The sequence below is a fragment of the Ruegeria marina genome, from assembly GCF_900101475.1.
GTDB classification, from domain to species: domain Bacteria; phylum Pseudomonadota; class Alphaproteobacteria; order Rhodobacterales; family Rhodobacteraceae; genus Ruegeria_B; species Ruegeria_B marina.
The window spans coordinates 102,769-122,244 of the sequence record NZ_FMZV01000001.1 but is presented as its reverse complement, the minus strand read 5'-3'; the positions used below and the strand labels follow the sequence as shown (position 1 = coordinate 122,244).

The 19,476-nt window shown below is 63.5% G+C and carries 21 protein-coding genes and 2 tRNA genes; 17 read left to right on the top strand and 6 right to left on the bottom strand.

What is annotated here, in order from left to right; genetic code table 11:
* Positions 1–14 precede the first annotated feature (14 nt).
* From BLT75_RS00595 to BLT75_RS00580, 4 genes are all read left to right on the top strand, one after another.
* Positions 15–818: a glutathione S-transferase family protein gene (locus tag BLT75_RS00595; RefSeq protein WP_093026773.1), complete on the top strand. Its 804-nt coding sequence runs from the start codon at positions 15–17 to the stop codon at positions 816–818.
* 54 nt (positions 819–872) lie between these two features.
* Positions 873–1,766: a PfkB family carbohydrate kinase gene (locus BLT75_RS00590; RefSeq protein WP_093026772.1), complete on the top strand. Its 894-nt coding sequence runs from the start codon at positions 873–875 to the stop codon at positions 1,764–1,766.
* Complete coding sequence (locus BLT75_RS00585; RefSeq protein WP_093026771.1) at positions 1,763–2,677, top strand: pseudouridine-5'-phosphate glycosidase; 915 nt, start codon at positions 1,763–1,765, stop codon at positions 2,675–2,677. The genes BLT75_RS00590 and BLT75_RS00585 overlap by 4 nt, the downstream gene beginning before the upstream one ends.
* A 78-nt stretch (positions 2,678–2,755) precedes the next feature.
* Positions 2,756–3,457, top strand: a complete 702-nt coding sequence (locus BLT75_RS00580) for a DUF502 domain-containing protein (protein WP_093026770.1) — start codon at positions 2,756–2,758, stop codon at positions 3,455–3,457.
* Here the strand turns inward: BLT75_RS00580 and BLT75_RS00575 are convergent.
* Positions 3,454–4,491 (bottom strand): patatin-like phospholipase family protein, encoded by a 1,038-nt coding sequence (locus tag BLT75_RS00575; RefSeq protein ID WP_093026769.1) that lies wholly within the window; start codon positions 4,489–4,491, stop codon positions 3,454–3,456. The genes BLT75_RS00580 and BLT75_RS00575 overlap by 4 nt on opposite strands.
* A 48-nt stretch (positions 4,492–4,539) precedes the next feature.
* Positions 4,540–4,950, bottom strand: coding sequence for a SufE family protein (locus BLT75_RS00570; RefSeq protein ID WP_093027282.1), 411 nt, complete (start codon positions 4,948–4,950; stop codon positions 4,540–4,542).
* A gap of 146 nt (positions 4,951–5,096) precedes the next feature.
* On the opposite strand from BLT75_RS00570, the gene BLT75_RS00565 reads away from it, so the two are divergent.
* Positions 5,097–5,621 (top strand): hypothetical protein, encoded by a 525-nt coding sequence (locus BLT75_RS00565; RefSeq protein WP_093026768.1) that lies wholly within the window; start codon positions 5,097–5,099, stop codon positions 5,619–5,621.
* A 90-nt stretch (positions 5,622–5,711) separates the two neighbouring features.
* On the opposite strand, the gene rnd is transcribed toward BLT75_RS00565, so the two are convergent.
* From rnd to purM, 3 genes are all read right to left on the bottom strand, one after another.
* Positions 5,712–6,869, bottom strand: coding sequence for a ribonuclease D (gene rnd, locus BLT75_RS00560; RefSeq protein WP_093026767.1), 1,158 nt, complete (start codon positions 6,867–6,869; stop codon positions 5,712–5,714).
* Between the two features lie 126 nt (positions 6,870–6,995).
* Positions 6,996–7,592 carry a phosphoribosylglycinamide formyltransferase gene (gene purN, locus BLT75_RS00555; protein WP_093026766.1) on the bottom strand — a complete coding sequence of 199 codons (597 nt, stop codon included), beginning with the start codon at positions 7,590–7,592 and terminating at the stop codon, positions 6,996–6,998.
* Positions 7,589–8,635 carry a phosphoribosylformylglycinamidine cyclo-ligase gene (gene purM / locus BLT75_RS00550; protein ID WP_093026765.1) on the bottom strand — a complete coding sequence of 349 codons (1,047 nt, stop codon included), beginning with the start codon at positions 8,633–8,635 and terminating at the stop codon, positions 7,589–7,591. The genes purN and purM overlap by 4 nt, the downstream gene beginning before the upstream one ends.
* A 105-nt stretch (positions 8,636–8,740) precedes the next feature.
* Between purM and BLT75_RS00545 the strand changes: the two genes are divergently transcribed.
* Positions 8,741–8,816: transfer RNA gene (locus BLT75_RS00545), tRNA-Ile, on the top strand.
* Positions 8,817–8,820: 4 nt separating this feature from the next.
* On the opposite strand, the gene BLT75_RS00540 is transcribed toward BLT75_RS00545, so the two are convergent.
* The gene (locus BLT75_RS00540; RefSeq protein ID WP_093026764.1) at positions 8,821–10,149 is read right to left on the bottom strand and encodes an ATP-binding protein; all 1,329 of its coding nucleotides are present in this window, start codon (positions 10,147–10,149) and stop codon (positions 8,821–8,823) included.
* A 44-nt stretch (positions 10,150–10,193) separates the two neighbouring features.
* On the opposite strand from BLT75_RS00540, the gene BLT75_RS00535 reads away from it, so the two are divergent.
* The 11 genes from BLT75_RS00535 to BLT75_RS00485 all read left to right on the top strand — a co-directional run bounded on the left by BLT75_RS00535 (position 10,194) and on the right by BLT75_RS00485 (position 19,459).
* Complete coding sequence (locus tag BLT75_RS00535; protein ID WP_093027280.1) at positions 10,194–11,108, top strand: MBL fold metallo-hydrolase; 915 nt, start codon at positions 10,194–10,196, stop codon at positions 11,106–11,108.
* Positions 11,109–11,186: 78 nt separating this feature from the next.
* Positions 11,187–11,261, top strand: a tRNA-Asn gene (locus BLT75_RS00530).
* A 221-nt stretch (positions 11,262–11,482) separates the two neighbouring features.
* Positions 11,483–11,710, top strand: a complete 228-nt coding sequence (locus BLT75_RS00525) for a hypothetical protein (protein ID WP_143028490.1) — start codon at positions 11,483–11,485, stop codon at positions 11,708–11,710.
* A gap of 228 nt (positions 11,711–11,938) precedes the next feature.
* The gene (locus BLT75_RS24275; protein ID WP_176827794.1) at positions 11,939–12,109 is read left to right on the top strand and encodes a hypothetical protein; all 171 of its coding nucleotides are present in this window, start codon (positions 11,939–11,941) and stop codon (positions 12,107–12,109) included.
* A gap of 179 nt (positions 12,110–12,288) precedes the next feature.
* The gene (locus tag BLT75_RS00515; RefSeq protein WP_176827792.1) at positions 12,289–12,924 is read left to right on the top strand and encodes a TetR/AcrR family transcriptional regulator; all 636 of its coding nucleotides are present in this window, start codon (positions 12,289–12,291) and stop codon (positions 12,922–12,924) included.
* A gap of 19 nt (positions 12,925–12,943) precedes the next feature.
* Positions 12,944–13,972, top strand: a complete 1,029-nt coding sequence (locus BLT75_RS00510) for a zinc-binding dehydrogenase (RefSeq protein WP_093026760.1) — start codon at positions 12,944–12,946, stop codon at positions 13,970–13,972.
* 77 nt (positions 13,973–14,049) lie between these two features.
* Positions 14,050–14,925, top strand: a complete 876-nt coding sequence (locus tag BLT75_RS00505) for a branched-chain amino acid ABC transporter permease (RefSeq protein WP_093027278.1) — start codon at positions 14,050–14,052, stop codon at positions 14,923–14,925.
* A gap of 4 nt (positions 14,926–14,929) precedes the next feature.
* Positions 14,930–16,027: a branched-chain amino acid ABC transporter permease gene (locus BLT75_RS00500; RefSeq protein ID WP_093026759.1), complete on the top strand. Its 1,098-nt coding sequence runs from the start codon at positions 14,930–14,932 to the stop codon at positions 16,025–16,027.
* Entirely contained in the window at positions 16,024–16,788 is a 765-nt protein-coding gene (locus BLT75_RS00495) for an ABC transporter ATP-binding protein (protein WP_093026758.1), read from the top strand. Before BLT75_RS00500 ends, BLT75_RS00495 begins: the two co-directional genes overlap by 4 nt.
* The gene (locus BLT75_RS00490; RefSeq protein ID WP_093026757.1) at positions 16,785–17,558 is read left to right on the top strand and encodes an ABC transporter ATP-binding protein; all 774 of its coding nucleotides are present in this window, start codon (positions 16,785–16,787) and stop codon (positions 17,556–17,558) included. The genes BLT75_RS00495 and BLT75_RS00490 overlap by 4 nt, the downstream gene beginning before the upstream one ends.
* A 17-nt stretch (positions 17,559–17,575) precedes the next feature.
* Positions 17,576–19,459, top strand: coding sequence for an AMP-dependent synthetase/ligase (locus BLT75_RS00485; RefSeq protein ID WP_093027276.1), 1,884 nt, complete (start codon positions 17,576–17,578; stop codon positions 19,457–19,459).
* Positions 19,460–19,476: the final 17 nt, after the last annotated feature.

Below are 19,476 nucleotides of genomic sequence, written 5' to 3'. Positions count from 1 at the left end.
CCGGAACGGAACCGATGCCAGGAAAATACATTATCCATCACATCCCTGTCTGTCCTTTTTCCCAGAGAATTGAAATACTTCTGGCGCTTCGGGATCAGGTTGACTCGGTCGAGTTCCGCGTCGTGGACATCACCCGCCCTCGTGATCCTGCGCTGCTGGCCAAGACCCGCGGAACAACGGCTCTGCCTGTGCTTGAAACGCCGGACGGTGCGATCCTGAAGGAAAGCCTTGTCATTCTTCGCTATCTTGACGAGGTCTTGCCCGGCGGAGCCTTGCGGCGGCGCGACCCATTGGAACATGCCATCGAATCCATGCTGGTCGCCAAGGAGGGCCCCTTTGTCACCGCGGGATACCTGTTCGTGATGAACCAGGACCCGTCGCAGCGAAACGCGCATCATGATCGGCTTCTTGGTCTTTATCGCGGCCTGAACGACTTTCTTCTGGAGCACAACCCGGACGGCACATGGTTGTTCGATGATTTTGGTCTGGCTGAAACGGTTTACACGCCGATCTTCAAGCGATTCTGGTTTCTCGACTACTACGAGGATTTCACGCTTCCGAACGGCCCGGATTATGAAAGGGTGAGCAACTGGCGCAGCGCCTGCATGGCGCACCCGGCCACCGCACAAGTCACCCAGGAAGAGATCGTCAAACTGTACTACGACTATGCGCTTGGTGCCGGGAATGGCGCGCTGGTCGAGGGGCGGACGGTTTCGAGTTTCGTGTTCGAACCGGATTGGCGGAACCGACCATGGCCACCCCGCAGCAAGTACGACGGCACCGCCTCGGACGCCGAGCTTGGTCTGGTTCTTGCCTGACACCCTTGAAAGAGCCCGCTTGCACCGGTCAGCGGCCTGCGGCATGAGGACAGGATGACCCAATCCTCGGAAATCCTTTGTATCGGCTCGGTCCTTTGGGACGTGATCGGGCGTTCGGCCAGCCACATGCGGCAGGGGTCGGACGTCCCGGGCCGGATCACCCGCCTGCCCGGCGGGGTGGCTATGAACATCGCCATGACACTGGCGCGCTTCGGCATGACCCCTGTGCTGCTGTCCGCCATTGGCCGCGATGCCGAGGGCGACGAGTTGGTCCGCGCCTGCGCCCAGATGGGGATGCGCACGGAACATGTCTATCGCTCCGAGGACCTGCCGACCGACCGCTACATGGCGGTCGAGGGCGCGAACGGGTTGATCGCCGCCATCGCCGACGCCCATTCGCTTGAGGCGGCAGGCGCCAAGATCCTGCGCGCCCTGTTCAACGGCACGCTTGGCAGCGAACAGTCGCCTTATCACGGTCCTGTCGCGCTGGACGGCAACCTGACGCTCGCCCTTCTGGACGAGATCGCCCAATCGCTCGCCTTTTCTCAGGCAGATCTCAGGGTCGCGCCCGCCTCGCCCGGCAAGGCCGAACGTCTGTTGCCCTTTGTCCGCCAGGGCCGCGCGACACTCTACGTGAACCTCGAGGAGGCCGGCCTTCTTTGCCAGACCGAATTCACCGATTCCGCGAGCGCGGCGCGGCGCCTTCTGGAACGCGGCGCGCAGCGGGTTCTTGTCACCGATGGCGGACGCTCGGCGACCGAGGGCGACCACGCCGGGCTGATCACACAGACCCCGCCTGCCGTTCTGGTCACACGGGTGACCGGCGCGGGCGATACGTTCATGGCAGCCCATATCGCGGCCGAGGCGAAAGGTGCTGATCGCGAAACCGCGCTGGCCCGCGCGCTGCAGGCCGCCGCCACCTATGTTTCAGGAGAAACCCCTCTGTGATCGACCTGCACCTGTCCGCCGAAGTTCATGCCGCACGTGTCGCCGGCAAACCTGTCGTGGCGCTGGAAAGCACCATTATCACCCATGGCATGCCCTATCCGCAGAATGTCGAGACCGCGCGCCTGGTCGAGCAGGATATCCGCGATGCAGGGGCCGTGCCCGCGACGATCGCGGTCATGGACGGCCGTCTTCACGTCGGCCTGGATACGGAACAACTGGACGCGCTGGGACGGGCCAGCGGCGTGGCCAAGCTGTCGCGCGCCGATCTGGCCGCCTGCATGGCGTCGGGCGGCACCGGCGCCACCACGGTTGCGGCCACCATGATCGCGGCGCGCTATGCCGGGATCGAAGTATTTGCCACTGGCGGCATTGGCGGCGTTCACAAGGGCGCCGAGACCAGTTTCGACATCTCCGCGGACCTGCACGAACTGGCACAGACCCCCGTCACGGTCGTGGCCGCCGGGGCCAAGGCCATTCTCGACCTGCCCAAGACACTTGAAGTGCTCGAAACCCTGGGCGTACCGGTCATTGCCTTCGGCCAGGACAGTTTTCCGGCCTTCTGGTCGGCGACCTCCGACTTGCCGGCGCCGCTGAGGATGGATGACGCGGCCACGGTCGCCCGTGCCCATGCAATGCGGCGCGCACTGGGATTGCCCGGCGGCCAGCTTGTCGCCAACCCGATTCCCGAGGCCGATCAGATCGCCGCCGGGGAACTGGCCCCGATCATCGAACGCGCGCAGGCACAGGCCGATGCCAGGGGTATCGCGGGCAAGGCGGTAACGCCGTTTCTGTTACAGGCCATTTTCGAGGCGACCGCGGGCCGGTCCCTGACCGCAAACATCGCGCTGGTGCGCAACAATGCACGTCTCGCGGCCGCAATCGCCCGGGAAATGAGCGCCTTGGGAAGCTAGGACGGAGACCGGGTGACACCCCATTGCGGGCGGGTGACGGAATGACTACCTTTTCCAGCAATACCCGCCGGGACAATCATGAACACACCTTTCGACGAAGAACCCAACCACCCGATACGCAGCCGTTTTTCCGGGCTCCGCGCGTCATTCCTTACTGGCATCGTGGTCATCGCACCCGTCGGCCTGACGATCTGGCTGTTCTGGTCGCTGGTCGGCTGGGTCGACAGTTTCGTGCTGCCGCTCGTGCCGCATCAGTTCCGCCCGGAACAGTATATCGGCATCAACCTGCGCGGTGTCGGCGTCATCTTCTTTTTCCTGTTCACCGTTCTGGTGGGCTGGATTGCCAAGGGCATCATCGGCCGCTCGCTGATCCATTACGCTGAACGTCTGGTCGACCGGATGCCGGTGGTGCGCTCGGTCTACAGCGGTATCAAGCAGATTTCGGAAACGGTCTTTGCCCAGACCGAACGCAGTTTCGAACAGGCCTGCCTGATCCAGTATCCCCGCCGGGGCATCTGGGCCATCGGCTTTGTCTCTACCACCGCCAAGGGCGAGATCGCGGACAAGGCAGAAACCTCGGGCCGATTGATGAGCGTGTTCGTGCCCACCACACCGAACCCCACCTCCGGTTTCCTTCTGTATTTTCCCGAAGAGGATGTCACCATTCTCGACATGACGGTCGAGGATGCCGCAAAACTGGTGATCTCTGCCGGCCTCGTCTATCCGAACGACAAGGACCCCAGCCGCCCGCCAGAAAAGAGTAAACCCGAACAGATTTAGCCGAACATCCGCGCCAGATCGACCGTGGAACGTTCTCCCAGATCGGCCTTGTGGGCTGACAGGAACCGGTCGGCGGCATCACGGCCCGCCTCTTTCAGTGTTGTCAGCACGTGCGGCACCGGCACCAGTTTGGTCGCCACCGAAAGGCTGTTCATCAGGGCGTCATCGGCGATCATGTGAACCAGCACCCGGCTCATCCGCCCCCGCTCCAAAGTCCCGTCTTCCAACAGGCGCTGAACGAAGCTGATCGCCCGCAACTCGCGCAACAGGGAGGAATTGAAACTGATCTCGTTGATCCTGTTCTGAATCTGACGCGGGGTAACCGGAAGGTCTTCACGCTCCAGCGGATTGATGTTCACGATCACCACGTCGTCCGGGAGATCACGGTTGAACAACGGAAACAGCGCAGGATTGCCGGTATAGCCGCCATCCCAATATGCCTCCAGCCGGCCCGATTTCGGGTCCCTTATCCGAACGGCCTGGAACAGTGTCGGCAGACAGGCCGAGGCCAGGATCGCATCCGTGGTGATCTCCGGGCCGTCGAACACGCGAATCTTGCCGGTACGAACACAGGTGGCACAGATGAACAGCGCAGGCCCCGAACAGGCGTTGACGCAGTCGAAATCGAAAGCCTCGACAACCGGTCGCAAGGGGTTCGTGTAGAACGGGCCATAAGCATAGGGGGAAACCAGTCGCGTCGCCATGTCCGCGGCGGCGAAGATCGGCATATGTTCAAGAAACCGCGTCAGATGCGAGGCATCCAGCGCCCTCATCCAGGCTGAAAGGCGCATATCCGCCTGTGCGCCCATGCGCCGCCACAAGCTGTCCAGCAGGCTGCGCGCTCCTTCGCGTCCTCCGGACACCATGCCCGCCTTGAAGGCCGCGCCGTTCAGTGCGCCGGCCGAGGTGCCGGTGATCGCCGCCACCTCGACATCCGGCTCGTCCAGAAGCCGGTCCAGCACGCCCCAGGTGAACGCGCCATGCGCACCGCCGCCTTGCAGGGCAAGGTTGATCCGTCTCACTGGCTGCCTCATTACTTGTTTGCGATGGCGATAGGGCATTGCCGCCCTGCCCTGATCGTCTCAGGTTCGCTCGACCGAGACATCGCGGATACGTTCAATCATTGCCCTCACCCCGTTCGATCGCTGCGCCGACAAATGATCGTGTAGACCAAGACGGCCCAGTTCGGCGCGGGCGTCGATGCCTCCGACCTCGGTCACGGCAACCCCGTTGTAGAGCGCCCTGAGAACCGCGATCAGCCCGCGCACGATCATCGCGTCGCTGTCGCCGTCGAACCGGAATACGCCGTTCTCGATCGCGGGTTGCAGCCAGACCTGGCTGGCGCAGCCATGCACCTTGTTGGCCGGTACCTTGAAGGCGTCGTCCAGGGGCTCCATCGCCTTGCCCAGCTCGATCACGTGGCGATAGCGGTCCTCCCAGTCGTCAAGGAATTCGAAATCCTCGACAATCTCTTCGAAGGCGGCGCTTGCCATCATTTGCTCCTGCTCTGTTGACCGGGTCACTTGTGAGGTAAGGTGCCCGACCCGGCCTGTCCACCCCCGGCATGGCTTTTCAAGCAGGCCGGGATGCGCTAACCGATAGACAACGGAGAAAATGCGAAACGGGGCGCGCGCACATCATGCAGAAACCACTGACCGTTCTTGTCTTTGCCGGGATGATGCTGAGTGCCTGCGGTGGCTGGCGGGAGTCGCGGGTGAACCCGTCGAACTGGTTCGGCCCCTCGAACCCCGCACCGGTGGCGACCGCGACCGAAGGCGAGGTCAATCCGCTGATCCCGCGCAATTCCGGCAAGGGCCTGTTCGACCGTCCCGATGCAGTGGATGCCACCGTCCCGATCACCCGCGTGACCGAGTTGAAGGTCGAACCCACCACCACCGGCGCCATTGTCTACGCGGTGGGAGTTGCCAATCGACAGGGCGCCTATGATGCCGAGCTGCGCCGGGTGATCAGCGACGAGAACACCGAAGCCGGGATAATCGCCTACACGTTCCGCGTGAACTATCCCAGGGAGGCAACGCCGCAGGGTCCGGAGAACACGCGTACCGTTCGCGCGGCGGCCAACCTGTCACGCAAGGATCTTGCCGGCATCAAGCTGATCCGGGTCGAGGGCCAGCAGGGCGCGCTGGAGTCCCGACGCCGCTAGAGCGCGACGCATTCACCAGGCATGCTCGGCCTGCTTGATGTCGCATGTCCGGGACGCGCAAGATCGTTTCCCGCTATTGCGCGGCAATCCCTAAAGCTGAACCAGCCGGATGGACTGGCCCTTGGCGGCCAGCGCCACCTTGCCGTCGCACAGCCTGATCGCATCCTCGCCAAAGACCTCGTAACGCCAGCCGGACAGCGCGGGAACGCCGCGCTCACCCGCCGCGATCATGTCGAGATCGGCGCTTGAGGCGATCAGCTTGGCGGCCACGCCCTCGTTCTCTGTCTTGGCTTTCAGAAGCACTCGCAGAAGGTCGGCGAGGGCCGGGTTGACCTGGAGATTTTCGCGCTCGTTCTCGACCTTGGGCATCCGCTCGGGCGGGCATTCGACGCCGCGCTTGACCGCTTCGAGGATACCGTCGGCGATGGCGCCCTTGCGGGCCTCGCGCAGCAGAAGGCGAGAGCCGCTCAGATCGGCCGGGGTGCGCGGTTTGGTCGACGCCAGTTCGATCAGCGCGTCGTCCTTGAACACCCGGCTGCGCGGGACATTGTTGGTCTGGGCAAAACTTTCCCTGAACTGCGCCAGTTCACGCACCACGGCAAGGAACTTGCCCGAGGTGGTGCGGGTCTTGATACGCCGCCACGCCTCTTCGGGCCGGATGTCATAAACGGCCGGGTCGGTCAGGGTTTGCAGTTCCTCCGCGACCCAGTGCTTGCGGCCGGATTTCTCGAGCTCGGCGGAAAGATGTTCGTAGATCCGGCGCAGATGGGTGACATCAGCCAGCGCATAACTCTTTTGTGCGTCGGTCAGCGGCCGCCTCGACCAGTCGGTAAAACGCGAGGTCTTGTCCACGCCCTGCCGGCAGATCTTGCGTACCAGCGTTTCGTATCCGACCTGTTCGCCAAAACCGCACACCATCGCGGCGACCTGCGTGTCGAACAGCGGCTGAGGAAAGACCCCTGCATCCACCCAGAAGATTTCCAGGTCCTGCCGCGCGGCGTGAAACACCTTGACCACAGCTTCATTGCGAAAAAGCTCGTAGAGCGGCTCCAGCGACAGATCCTCGGCAAGCGGATCGACCAGCACCGCGCTCTCCTCGCCTTCACCGGGATAGGCCAGCTGGACAAGACAGAGCTTGGAGTAATACGTACGCTCGCGCAGAAACTCGGTATCGACAGTCACATAAGCGTGGGTTGCGGCGGTGGCGCAGAAATCGGCCAGCTCTTGCGTCGTGGTCAGGGTTTTCATTCGGCTAATGTCTTGCTCTTGCTTTTCTATGCATCCGGTCCCTGCCCTGCGATCGGCCTGGGTTCGATGAGATTAGGATCATACCTGCAGAACTGCAAACCCCCATTCGGCGATATCGGGTTTACATCAGGGCAACCAGACCGGGCGACGGTCTCCGGCCGCGAATCGCCGCAGCACCGCAGGATAAAGCTTGTGTTCCCAAATCAGCACGCGGGCAGCCAGGGTCTCGGGCGTGTCGCCCGGTTCGATGGCGACCCGGGCCTGACCCAGGATCGGGCCGTCGTCAAGCTCGGACGTCACCTCGTGTACGGTACAGCCATGTTCGGTATCCCCTGCCGCCAGTGCGCGCGCGTGTGTGTGCAGCCCCTTGTATTTCGGCAGGAGCGAGGGGTGAATATTCAGCATCCGGCCCTGGAACCGGTCGACAAAACCGGCAGTCAGTACCCGCATGAAGCCGGCGAGGCACACGATATCGGCCCCGGCTTCCAGAATGGGTTTGATCAGTTCCGCCTCGAAGGCGGCGCGGTCCTTGCCGAAGGGCCGGTGATCGACCACGGCCGTGGGCACACTCCGCGCGGCGGCCTTGGCCAGACCGCCGGCGCTTGCCTCGTTCGAGAGCACCAGACAGGGTCGCGCGGGATGGTCGCCGGTCATGCTGTCGACCAGCGTGACCATGTTGGACCCGCCGCCCGAAATCAGGATGGCGACGCGCTTTGGATTCACAGCAGCTTGCCCGTATAGGCGATGCCCGACGTGGTGGTGACGGTGCCAATGCGCGCGACGGTCTCGCCCTGCTCGGTCAGCAACCCGGCCAGCGCCTCGGCCCGATCTGCGGCGCAGACCACGATCATGCCGATGCCGCAGTTGAAGGTCTTGAGCATCTCACCCTCGGCGATACCACCGGTTTCGGCCATCCAGCGGAACACGGGCGGGAGATCCCATGTATCGAGGTCGATCGTCGCCCCCATCCCCTCGGGCAGCACGCGCGGCAGGTTCTCGGTCAGCCCGCCGCCGGTGATATGCGCAAGCGCATGCACGCCACCGGCCCGGATCGCGGCCAGCACCTGGGTGACATAGAGCCGGGTCGGCGTCAGCAGCGCCTCGCCCAGCTTGCCGGGGCCAAAGGGGCAATCCGATTCCCATGTGTTGCCCGAAATCTCGACCAGCTTGCGCACCAGCGAATAGCCATTGGAATGCACCCCGTTCGAGGCCAGCCCCAACAGCACGTCGCCCTCGGTCACGCCTTCGGGCAGAGCGGAGCCACGTTCCATCGCGCCGACGGCAAATCCCGCGAGGTCGAAATCGCCCGCCGGGTACATGCCCGGCATTTCCGCCGTCTCGCCGCCGATCAGGGCGCAGCCAGACTGCACGCAGCCCTCGGCGATGCCTTCGATGATGCGGGCGGCCTGATCGGTTTCCAGCTTGCCGGTTGCGAAATAATCAAGGAAAAACAGTGGCTCCGCCCCCTGGCAGACCAGGTCGTTGACACACATGGCTACGAGGTCGATGCCGACGCCGCCAACCAGGCCGGTGTCGATGGCGATGCGCAGCTTGGTGCCTACCCCATCGGTTGCGGCGACCAGGATCGGGTCCTGATACCCGGCCGCCTTGAGGTCGAAGAGCGCGCCGAAGCCCCCCAGCCCGCTGGCCACGCCGGGGCGGTTGGTGCGTTTCGCGGCCGGCTTGATCCGGTCCACCAGCGCGTTACCCGCATCAATGTCCACGCCTGCCTCGGCATAGGTGATGCCGTTCTTGCCCGCTGTCATCGGTCCATCCTCACGATTGCTTGCGCGGGGGTTATTCGATTGTGCCCGCGCTTGCAACGGTCAGGCTTGACGCGGGTGTAGATCGTGTTAGGCATGGCCCATGGCGGGCCTGTAGCTCAACGGTTAGAGCAGAGCGCTCATAACGCTTTGGTTGCAGGTTCGAATCCTGCCGGGCCTACCACGCCTCACCGCCCGATCACGATATCCGCACATAGCCCGCCAAGGCGTTGGCTGTCGCCCAGCCGGAGCGCGCCGCCATGGGCGCGGGCGACATCGGCCACGATGGCAAGGCCCAGGCCCACGCCGCCGCCCTTGTTCTGGTTGCGCGCCGGATCCAGACGCTGGAACGGCTTGATCGCCTCGGCCCGTTTGTCGGCGGGAATGCCGGGGCCGTCATCCTCGACCCGGATGCGCAGGAATTTCGAGGTCATGGCCAGGCTGACCTCGGCCCGGTTGCCATAGCGCAGGGCATTGCCGATCAGGTTCTCGACCGCGCGGCGCAGCGCCATGGGGCGGAGCATGATCTTCGTTCCTTCCTCGCAGCCCACGCAAGCGATCAGTTCGACGCTGGCACCGCCCCTGCGGGCGTCCTCGACGATCTGCCCCAGTAAATCGGCAAGGTTTACCGGTTCGGGCGCCGTTTCCGTAGCACCCCGTGAAAAATCGAGAAAGCCATCAAGCATCTGCTGCATCTCGTTCACATCCTGAAGCATCGGCTCTGCGTCCACTTCATCAAGCATGGACAGGCCCAGTTTCAATCGGGTCAACGGCGTGCGCAGGTCATGGCTGACTCCAGAGAGCATCAATGTGCGCTGTTCGATTTGCCGTTCGATCCGGGCGCGCATATCCAGAAAGGCGCTGCCGGCGGCCCTGATCTCGATCGCGCCCGAAGGGCTGTAGGGCACCGTGTGGCCGCGCCCGAAAGCCTGGGCCGCATCCGCCAGGCGCTTGAGCGGGCGCAACTGGTTGCGCATGTAAAGAAAAGCGATGGCCGTCATCAGGAAACCGAAGAACACCATCGTCACGATCAACTGGTGTGGCGCGGCTGGCGACATGCGGCGGCGATCGAAGCTGAGTTCCACCGGACCGAGATCGGTATCGAGAAACAGCCGCGCCTGGCGGGTGTCCGGCAGTTCCACCGCCAGAACCTCCGGCAGCCGGCCCCGGATGGTGCGTTGCACCTGGCGGCCCGTGTAGTCGATCCAGGGCAAAAGATCGGCAGCGGGAACCTGATCGCGTGTGACAAAGCGCACATCGATTTGCAAGGGCGAAAGGAACGGCGCGAGCGCCGCCAGCAATTGCTCCTGGTCCGATGCCTCCGGCGCCTGTCGTACGATCATCTGGATCTCGCGCACTACGGTCAGCGTCATCTGCTTGGTGACGTCTTCCAGATGGCGTTGCAGGAAGACGAATGAGACCACGACCTGCACGACGATCACCGGCACCACGATGATGATCGCGGCGCGGGTATAGATGCTGCGCGGAGAATAATGTTTGAGCCCACGGAATTTCATGGCTAAGCGTAACCCGCAGCCCGAAAGAGCAAAAGACGGATATGATGCAGCCACCCGACGATTTCGATCCGCCCGTAGGCGCCGCCATCGACCTGGCATCCGGTCTGCGCCGGATCGTGGCGCCCAATCCCTCGCCGATGACCTATCGCGGCACCAATACCTACCTGGTGGGAACCCGCGAACTGGCGGTGATCGATCCCGGCCCCGACAGCGCCGCGCATCTGGAAGCGATACTGGCCGCGCTCGGTCCGGGGCAGAGCATCAGCCATATCCTGGTCACGCACACGCATCTGGATCATTCCCCGCTGGCCCGGCCCCTGTCCGAACGCACCGGCGCGCCCGTGCTGGCCTATGGCGGGCCCGAGGCGGGGCGCAGTGCGGTCATGCAAGCGCTGGCCAACAGCGGTCTGGCCGGCGGCGGCGAGGGGATAGACCACGGGTTCCTCCCCGACCGGACCGTCGCCGATGGCGAGACCATAGCAGGCGACGGTTGGACCCTGGAGGTCATCCATACGCCCGGCCACCTGGGAAACCATATCGCCCTGGCCTGGGAGGACATCTGTTTCACCGCCGATCACGTGATGGGATGGGCCAGTTCGCTGGTCTCGCCTCCCGATGGGGACCTGACGGATTTCATGGCCGCCTGTGCCCGTCTGCGCGCCCGGGACTGGCGAAGGTTTCACCCCGGACATGGCGCCCCTGTCGACGCGCCCGCGGCCCGGCTTGACTGGCTGATCGAACACCGCATGGGACGCGAAGCCGCGATCCTCGACGCCCTGGCGGACGGCGCGGCAACCGCGCGCCTGCTGGCCGAGCGCATATATACCGACACCCCGCGCGCCCTGCTGCCTGCGGCGGAACGGAATGTCTTTGCACATCTGGTTGATCTTTATGGAAAAGACCGGATCAGGCCGATTGGCGAATTGGCCGCTGACGCGACGTTTGAACGCCTCGGTTAAGGGGGCGCAATTATTGCATGAAATTCCGCCCAACCCTCTGGACGCCCGGAATCGCTGTTGCTATACGGCGCGAACCGTTCCGGCGTAGCTCAGCGGTAGAGCAGTTGACTGTTAATCAATTGGTCGTAGGTTCGATCCCTACCGCCGGAGCCATGAAAAGCCCTTGAGCCGTGCTCAAGGGCTTTTTTGTCTGTTCTGGCGTACTTGATCGCTCTGCGATGGCGCACGTAATGGCGGGGGGTTGCCGCTTTGCGCCCGATCGGCGGGCGAAAAAGCGCCGGGGTTCGCCAACCTTGGAACCGAGCGGCGTTTTCGCTCTGGCAGACAAGAACGCGCCTCTCCATCTATCCCAGAGAAATGCATTGGAGGTCATGATGACACGCGTTCTTGCCATTGTCGGATTGCTTGCGGCAGGTGCTGCCGCCTATTACTTCACCGTCGGGACCGAGCCCTCTCGGACTGCCGTCGAAAAACCGGGCACAGCCGAGGTGACACCTGAAGTCAGTACCTCGCCAACGCTTGGTCAACAGCTTGAACAGTCTGCCGAAGCCCTGCGTGAGGAGGTTGGGACGGCGACCGGCCAGGTCCTGGAACAGGCTTGAGAAGCCCGCGATGCAGCGGTCGAAACCGTCACGGCGGCAATCGATTCCGTGGTTGAACGCGCAACAGAGGCAGAATCCCGAGCCGCCGAAGCCGCAGGCGAGGTCGCGACGGCCACGGCGGATGACGCACTCCAAGCGGTCGACAACGGGTTTAGCGCAGCGATCGGGGAAACGTCGGCTGCACTGGACTCGGCCCGTGATCTGATCGACCGCTGGGAAAGTGAAGGAATGCTGACCCAATCGGGTTTCGACTATGACACGATGGTCGCCGCCTTGGAGGACAGCGCGCTGAACGACACACTCAGGACCGGCATTTTGGGCATTCTGGAAGACATCAAGGCCGCGCCCGAGACCCTTGCTGTCCAGGCGCAGGCGCTGCGGGCCCTGATCAGCAACTGATCAGGCGATTCCGTCGCCGGTCCAGACCCCCGCTTCGGCGGGGGTTTTCACACCCAGTCGGATTCCATTCCTTCTCCTGCCGCCACGTCACGAATACGTTCGGTTGACAGACATACCCGGCGGTATGTTTGATCATACCCATGAGTATGTCCGCTGCACGTTCAGAGGAGACCCCGCCGGTGACCGATATCGCGACCAACGCCCGCAACGACAGGTATGAGGAACTGCTGACGGCGGCCGCGGAGTGTTTCCAGAGTCGCGGCTTCGATGCGACCTCGATCGACACGGTGGCGCGGCACCTGGGGGCGACCAAGGGGCGCGTCTATCACTATTTCCCCTCCAAGATGGACCTGTTCAACGCGGTGCGGGACCGGGGCATGGATATCGTGTTCCAGGCCACCGACCCGGGGTATTTTGCGGATCTGCCGGTGCTTGACCGACTGGAGGCCATGGCGCGCGGCCATGTACGCGCAATGCTGCAACACCATTCCTTCATGCTGGTGCTCAAGGACGGGTTGCTGATGCGCCGGTACACCACCACGACCGAGTTCCAGAAGGAATCGCTGGCCCAGCACATCGCCCGGCGTGATGCCTACGAGGCGCGGTTCCGCGAATTGCTGGCCAAGGGGCTTGCCGAAGGCAGCCTGCGGGCCGGTCCCGATCCGGCGATCACCGTGCAGACCTTCATGAGCGCGCTGAACGGGCCGGTGGCCTGGTTCCGCCCGCGTCCCGGCGACACGCCGGAAAAATTCGACGCGATCGCCGAAGAGATCGTGCGCTTTGCGATGCAGGGCCTGCGCGCCCTGCCCTCCTGACCCGTTGACGAGGACAAAGATGACCGAGATTCCCGAAAAGATGTTTGCCGTGCTGCAAACGGGCGATGGCTATTCCGGCAAGGCCACCGGGCCGGCGATTGACGATGCCGCCGAGTGGCTGGAGCCGGGTGAGGTGGCGGTGCCGACCCCGGGTCCCGGCCAGGTGCTGATCCGTCTGCGCATGGCCTCGGTCAACCCGTCGGACCTGCATTTCATCAAGGGCGAATACGGCCAGCCCCGGGTCAAGGGCGCACCGGCGGGCTTTGAAGGCTGCGGAGACGTTGTTGCTGCCGGAAAAGGCGCCGAGGGGCTGGTGGGCCAACGCGTGGCCTTTGTCGCCTCGGACTCGGGCGCCTGGGCCGAATTTGCGCTGACGCAGGCGCAGATGTGCATCCCGCTGCGCCCGGATATCAGCGACGAGGATGGCGCGGCGCAGATCGTCAACCCGATGACGGCCATGGCCATGGTCGACATCGCGCGGTCCGAGGGCGCGGCCTTCGTCGTGTCGGCGGCGACCAGCCAGCTGGGCAAGCTGATGATCGCGCTGGGCCGCGACCTGGGGCTACACCCCATCGCGCTGGTGCGCCGGGCCGAGGCGGTGGAGCCGCTGAAGGCGCTGGGCGCGGCCGAGGTGCTGGTGACCTCGGACCCCGGGATGGGGCAGAAATTCGCCACGATCAGCCGGGCGCTGAAACCGCGCGTGTTCCTGGATGCGGTGTCGGACCAGACCTCGGAACGCGTCTTTGCCGCCATGCCCAACGGCGCGCGCTGGATATCCTATGGCAAGCTCGATGCCGAACAACCAGTGCTGACCCAGATGGGGCAGCTGATCTTCATGGGCAAGCGAATCGAGGGGTTCTGGCTCACCCAATGGATGATGACCACACCGCCCGCCGATCAGGCCCGCGTGGTGGCCGAGGTCCAAGCGCGCTTTGCCGATGGGCGTTGGAAAACCGATGTATCAGGATACCTTCGACTGCGTGACGTTGTGTCAGGTTTGGCCGGGGCGCTGAAAAAGACTGACGGAAAGGTGATGATCACGCCATAGTGAGGCGAGGCCCGGCAGCCGACACGCTGCCGGGCCAAAAGAACGGGACGCCGGGATACCGGTGCAGGGAGGAAAACTTGGACAACGTACAGCTGCTGATCAGCGGGCTGGCGAATGGCTGTGTCTACGGCCTGATCGCGCTCGGCTTTGTTCTGATCTACAAGGCGACCGAGGCAGTGAACTTCGCGCAGGGCGATTTCATGATGCTGGGCGCCTTTGTCACCATCGGATTGACCAATACCGAATACATGGGACTGCCGTTCTGGATGGCGCTGCCGATCTCGGTGGGGATCATGGCCATTCTTGGCTATCTGCTCGACCGGTTGCTGATCCGGCGCATGTTCGGCCAAAGCCAGACGGCAGTGGTGATCCTGACCATCGCGCTGGGCTTCGTCATCCGCTTTGTCGCCGGGCTGATCTGGGGGCACGAACCGCAAACACTGCAAAACCCGCTGGCGGGGCGCGAGATCTCGTTCGGCGGGCTGGTGCTGGGCATGGAGGACGTCGCGGTCATCGTCGTGACCCTGCTGCTGACCGGCGGCCTGTTCGTGTTCTTCAGCCGCACAAAGCTGGGTCTGGCCATGCAGGGCGCATCGCAGAACCAGCTGGCGGCCTATTACATGGGCATCCCGGTCAAGCGGGTGCAGGGGTTCATCTGGGCATTGGCGGGCGCTGTCGCGGCCATCGCCGGCATCCTGTTCGCGGCCAAGGGCTCGGTCGATCCCGCTACCGGGCTTCTGGGGATCAAGGCCTTTGCCGCGGCGGTGATCGGCGGTTTCGGCAGCTTGCCCGGCGCATTGGCCGGCGGGCTGATCGTGGGCGTCATCGAACCCTTTGCCAGCCGCTACATCGCCGCCGGTTACAGCCAGATCGCACCCTATGCGCTGCTGCTGGCGGTGCTGGTCTTCCGTCCCCACGGCCTGTTCAGTCAGGTCCGCGTCAAGAAGGTCTGAGCCCATGCGCATCGTATTCAAGACCGATTACATGCAGGATATCCGCCCCTGGAAGGACGGGTATCAGCTGAGCCTCTACCTGATCCTGCTGGCCATCGTGGCCGCCGCGCCGTGGGTGCTGGACGTCTTCTACCTGGGCGAACTGACCAACGTGCTGATCTGGGCCATCGCCGGCATGGGGCTGATGGTGCTGACGGGGCACACCGGTCAGGCGAGCCTGGGGCATGCGGCCTTCCTCGCCTTTGGCTGTTACTCCAACGTGATCCTGCTGGAGGCCGGAGTGCCTTTCATCCTGGCCTTTCCGCTGGCGGGGCTCATCACCGGTGCGATCGGGGCATTGGTGGCGATCCCCGCGCTCAGGCTGCATGGCATCTACCTGGCGATCTTCACGCTAGCGATGTCGATCCTGGTCGATGACATCATCGTGCTGACCGAACCCTGGAGCGGCGGCGTCTCGGGCAAGTATATTGCCGGGGTGGATATCTTTGGCCTGACCATCGACCGCTGGGGCACGCCGACGCTGTTCTACTGGATGGTGCTGACGGTTACGGTGATCGTGGCGCTGGGGTACATCAACCTGCTGCGGTCGCCGCTGGGGCGCAGTTTCATCGCGGTGCGCGACAGCCAGGTTTCGGCGCAGGCGATGGGGGTCGATATCGCCCGGACCAAGACGATCTCGTTCGGCCTGTCGTGCATGGTCACCGGCTGGGCCGGTGCGTTCATGGGCATGTTCGCGGGCGCCTTCAACAATGAGACCTTCAGCGTGGTGATCTCGATCGAACTGTTGATGATGATCGTGATCGGCGGCCTGGGTTCGATCCACGGGGCGTTTTTCGGCGCCATCGTGATCGGCTTTCTGCCGCAGTTCCTGTCGATCTCCAAGGAATATGTGGGCGCGGTCTTTGGCGGCAGCACGGTCGCCATTCCGGGCCTTGAATTCGGCATCTTCGGCATGATCCTGATCGCCTTCATCCTGCTCGAACCGATGGGCATCTATGGGCGATGGCTCAAGATCCGGACCTTCTTCGAGCTGTTCCCCTTCTACCGCAAGGACATGTTCAAGCGGCAGAAGTCCTATCTGAAGACGGAGCGCCTGAGATGAGCCTGCTGGAGATTGAGAACGTCACCCTGAAGTTCGGCGGGCTGACTGCGGTCGACAACCTGTCCTTCTCGGTCGAAAAGGGCGAGGTCTTTGCCATCGTGGGGCCGAACGGGGCCGGGAAATCGACGGTGTTCAACCTGATTTCACGGTTCTACGACCCCTATGCAGGCAGCATCCGGTTCGACGGGCACGATCTGCTGGCGGTCAAGCCCTCGGGCGTGGCGGCCTATGGCGTCGCGCGCACGTTCCAGAACATCGAACTGTTCGAACATGCGACGGTGTTGCAGAACCTGCTGGTCGGCCGGCACCGCCACCGCAGGAGCAACGTGGTGTCCGAACTGTTCTTTACCCCGTCGGTACGCCGGCAGGAGCTGGAGAACCGCGAAAAGGTCGAACAGGTGATCGACTTTCTCGACCTGCAGGCCTATCGCGACAAGATGATCGCCGGCCTGCCCTATGGCGTACGCAAGGTGGTCGAGGTGGCGCGCGCGCTGGCCACCGACCCAAAGCTGCTCTTGCTGGATGAGCCCGCCTCGGGTCTGTCGGTCGAGGAAACCAACGACATGCGCTGGTGGATCGACGACATCCGCCGCCAGATGGGCATCACCGTGCTGATGGTGGAACATGACATGGGGCTGGTCTCGGGCGTGAGCGACCGGGTGCTGGCGATGGCGGACGGCGCCAAGCTGGCGCTGGGAACGCCCTCGGAGGTGCAGTCGCACCCGGCGGTGATCGAAGCCTATCTGGGGAAGGCGTCATGAGCGAAGCAATACTCAAGGTCCGCAACATCGAAAGCTTTTATGGGCCGATCATGGCGATCCGGGGCGTCTCGCTGGAGGTGCGGCCGGGCCAGATCGTGTCGATCCTGGGGGCCAATGGCGCGGGCAAGACCACGCTGATGAAGACGATCTCGGGCGTGATGGACCCGGAAAAGGGCACCATCACGTTTGACGGCGAGGACATCCAGGGCTGGGAGCCGCACAAGGTGGTGCAGAAGGGCATCGTGCATGTGCCCGAGGGGCGCGAGGTATTCCCGCTGCTGACCGTGGACGAAAACCTGACGCTGGGCGCCTATACCGCCACCGACAAGGCGCAGGTCGAGCGCGACCGGGAACTGGTGTTCAATTATTTCCCGATCCTGAAGGAGCGCCGCAATCAGGAGGCGGGCACGCTCTCGGGCGGGCAGCAGCAGATGCTGGCGATCGGCCGGGGGCTGATGGCGAACCCCAGGATCATGCTGCTGGACGAACCGAGCCTCGGCCTATCGCCCATTCTGGTTCAGGAAATCTTTGCCATTCTCAAACGGTTGAACGAAGAGCAGAACATGACCATGATGCTGGTGGAACAGAACGCCAGCGCCGCGCTGAACCTGGCCCATCATGGCTATGTGATGGAGGTCGGGCGGATCGTGATGGACGGCTCGGCGCAGGCGCTGATGGCATCCGAGGACATCCAGAACTTCTATCTGGGGGTTCAGGAGGAAGGCGCGCGGGAGAACCGCCGCTGGAAACGCAAGAAGACATGGCGATAACCGGAGAGGTGAGCAAGATGGATACACGCACCCTGCCCGCCCAGACGCTGATCAACGGCGTCAGCTTCAACGCCACGCCGGGCCAGCGCCCGGTGCTGGTCGACGGAACGACGACCATCGTCGGCCTGTTCCAGAAACGCTGCGCCGAACTGGGCAGCCGCACCGCGCACCGGGAAAAGGACTTCGGCATCTGGAAGACCTATTCCTGGGCCGACTATTGGCAGCACGCCAAGTGGATCGGGCTGGCGCTGCGCAAGCTGGGCCTGCAACGCGGCGAGGTCGTCTCGATCCTCAGCGAAGACCGCAAGGAATGGGCCTGGTTCGACATGGGCATCCAGGCGGTCGGCGGCATCGCCTCGGGCGTCTATACGACCGACTCGGCCAACCAGCTGAAATATCTGGTCAATGACAGCGACAGCAGGTTCCTGATCGTGGAGAACGAGGAACAGCTTGACAAGTTCTTGCAGATCGAAGGCGAGGTGCCCGGCCTGCTGAATGTGATCATCCTGGAGGACGAGGGCCTGCACGATCTCGATCACCCGCGCTGCCTGTTGATCGACCGGCTCTACGAGATCGGGCGCGCGGCCGAAAAGGAGGACCCGGGCGCATTCGAGGCAGAGATCGCGCTGGCACGCCCCGAAGATGTGGCGCTGCTGATCTATACCTCGGGCACCACCGGCATGCCCAAGGGCGCGATGCTCACGCACGAAAACATCATGGCCGCGATCGAGGCGGGCGCGCACCGGCTGCCGACGCAGCCGGATGACGAGCAGCTGTGTTTCCTGCCGCTCTGCCATATCCTGGAGCGGGACGTCTCCATCTACTTCCCGCTGGCCTCGAAATGCACGGTGAACTTCGCCGAAAGCCCCGAGACAGTTTTCGCCAACCTGCAGGAGGTCTCGCCCGCCACCTTCACCGCCGTGCCGCGGGTCTGGGAAAAGATCTATTCCCAGGTGCTGATCATGGCGCAGGAGGCCACCCCGGCCGGGCGCGCGGCCTTTGGCTTGGCATTGAAGGCGGGCATGAAGCGCGCCGAGTACCTGATTGAAAACAAACCTGTTCCCGCCGGCGTGGCCGCGAACTACTGGCTTTGGGACAGGCTGGTACTGCGCAACCTGCGCCGCATGCTGGGCATGGACAAGATGCGCCGGGGCGGCACCGGCGCCGCGCCGATCTCGCCCGCGCTGCTGAAATGGTACTGGTCGATCGGCGTACCGCTGGTCGAGGGCTACGGGATGACCGAAACCGCCGGCATCGCCACCATCAACACGCTGGAGGAAAACCGGCTTGGTACCATCGGCAAGGCTGTCCCGGGCATCGAGGTGCGCATCGCGGATGGCGGCGAGATACAGGTCAAGGGTCTGAACACCTTCAAGGGGTACTGGCGCAACAACGAGAAGACCGCCGAGACCTATACCGCCGACGGCTGGCTGCGCACCGGCGATATCGGAAAGATCGATGCCGATGGCTATGTCACCATCACCGGGCGCCTCAAGGACATCATTATCACCGCCGGCGGCAAGAACATCACGCCGGCCGAGATCGAAAGCCGGCTCAAGTTCAGCCATTACATCTCGGACGCGGTGATCATCGGCGACAAGCGCAAGTACCTGACCTGCCTGATCATGATCGACCAGGAGAACGTCGAGAAATACGCGCAGGACCGCAAGGTGCCCTTCTCGAACTTCGCTTCGCTCTGCGCGGCGCAGGAGGTCAAGGACCTGATCGCCGCCGAGGTGGCGGCGGTCAACAAGGAGTTCGCCCGCGTCGAGCAGATCAAGGATTTCCGCCTGATCGACGTTCTGCTGACGGCAGAGGACGAGGAACTGACCGCAACGATGAAACTCAAACGCAGTTTCGTCGAAAAGAAACACGCACATCTCATCGAAGACATGTACTAATATCAAATGGGTTATCC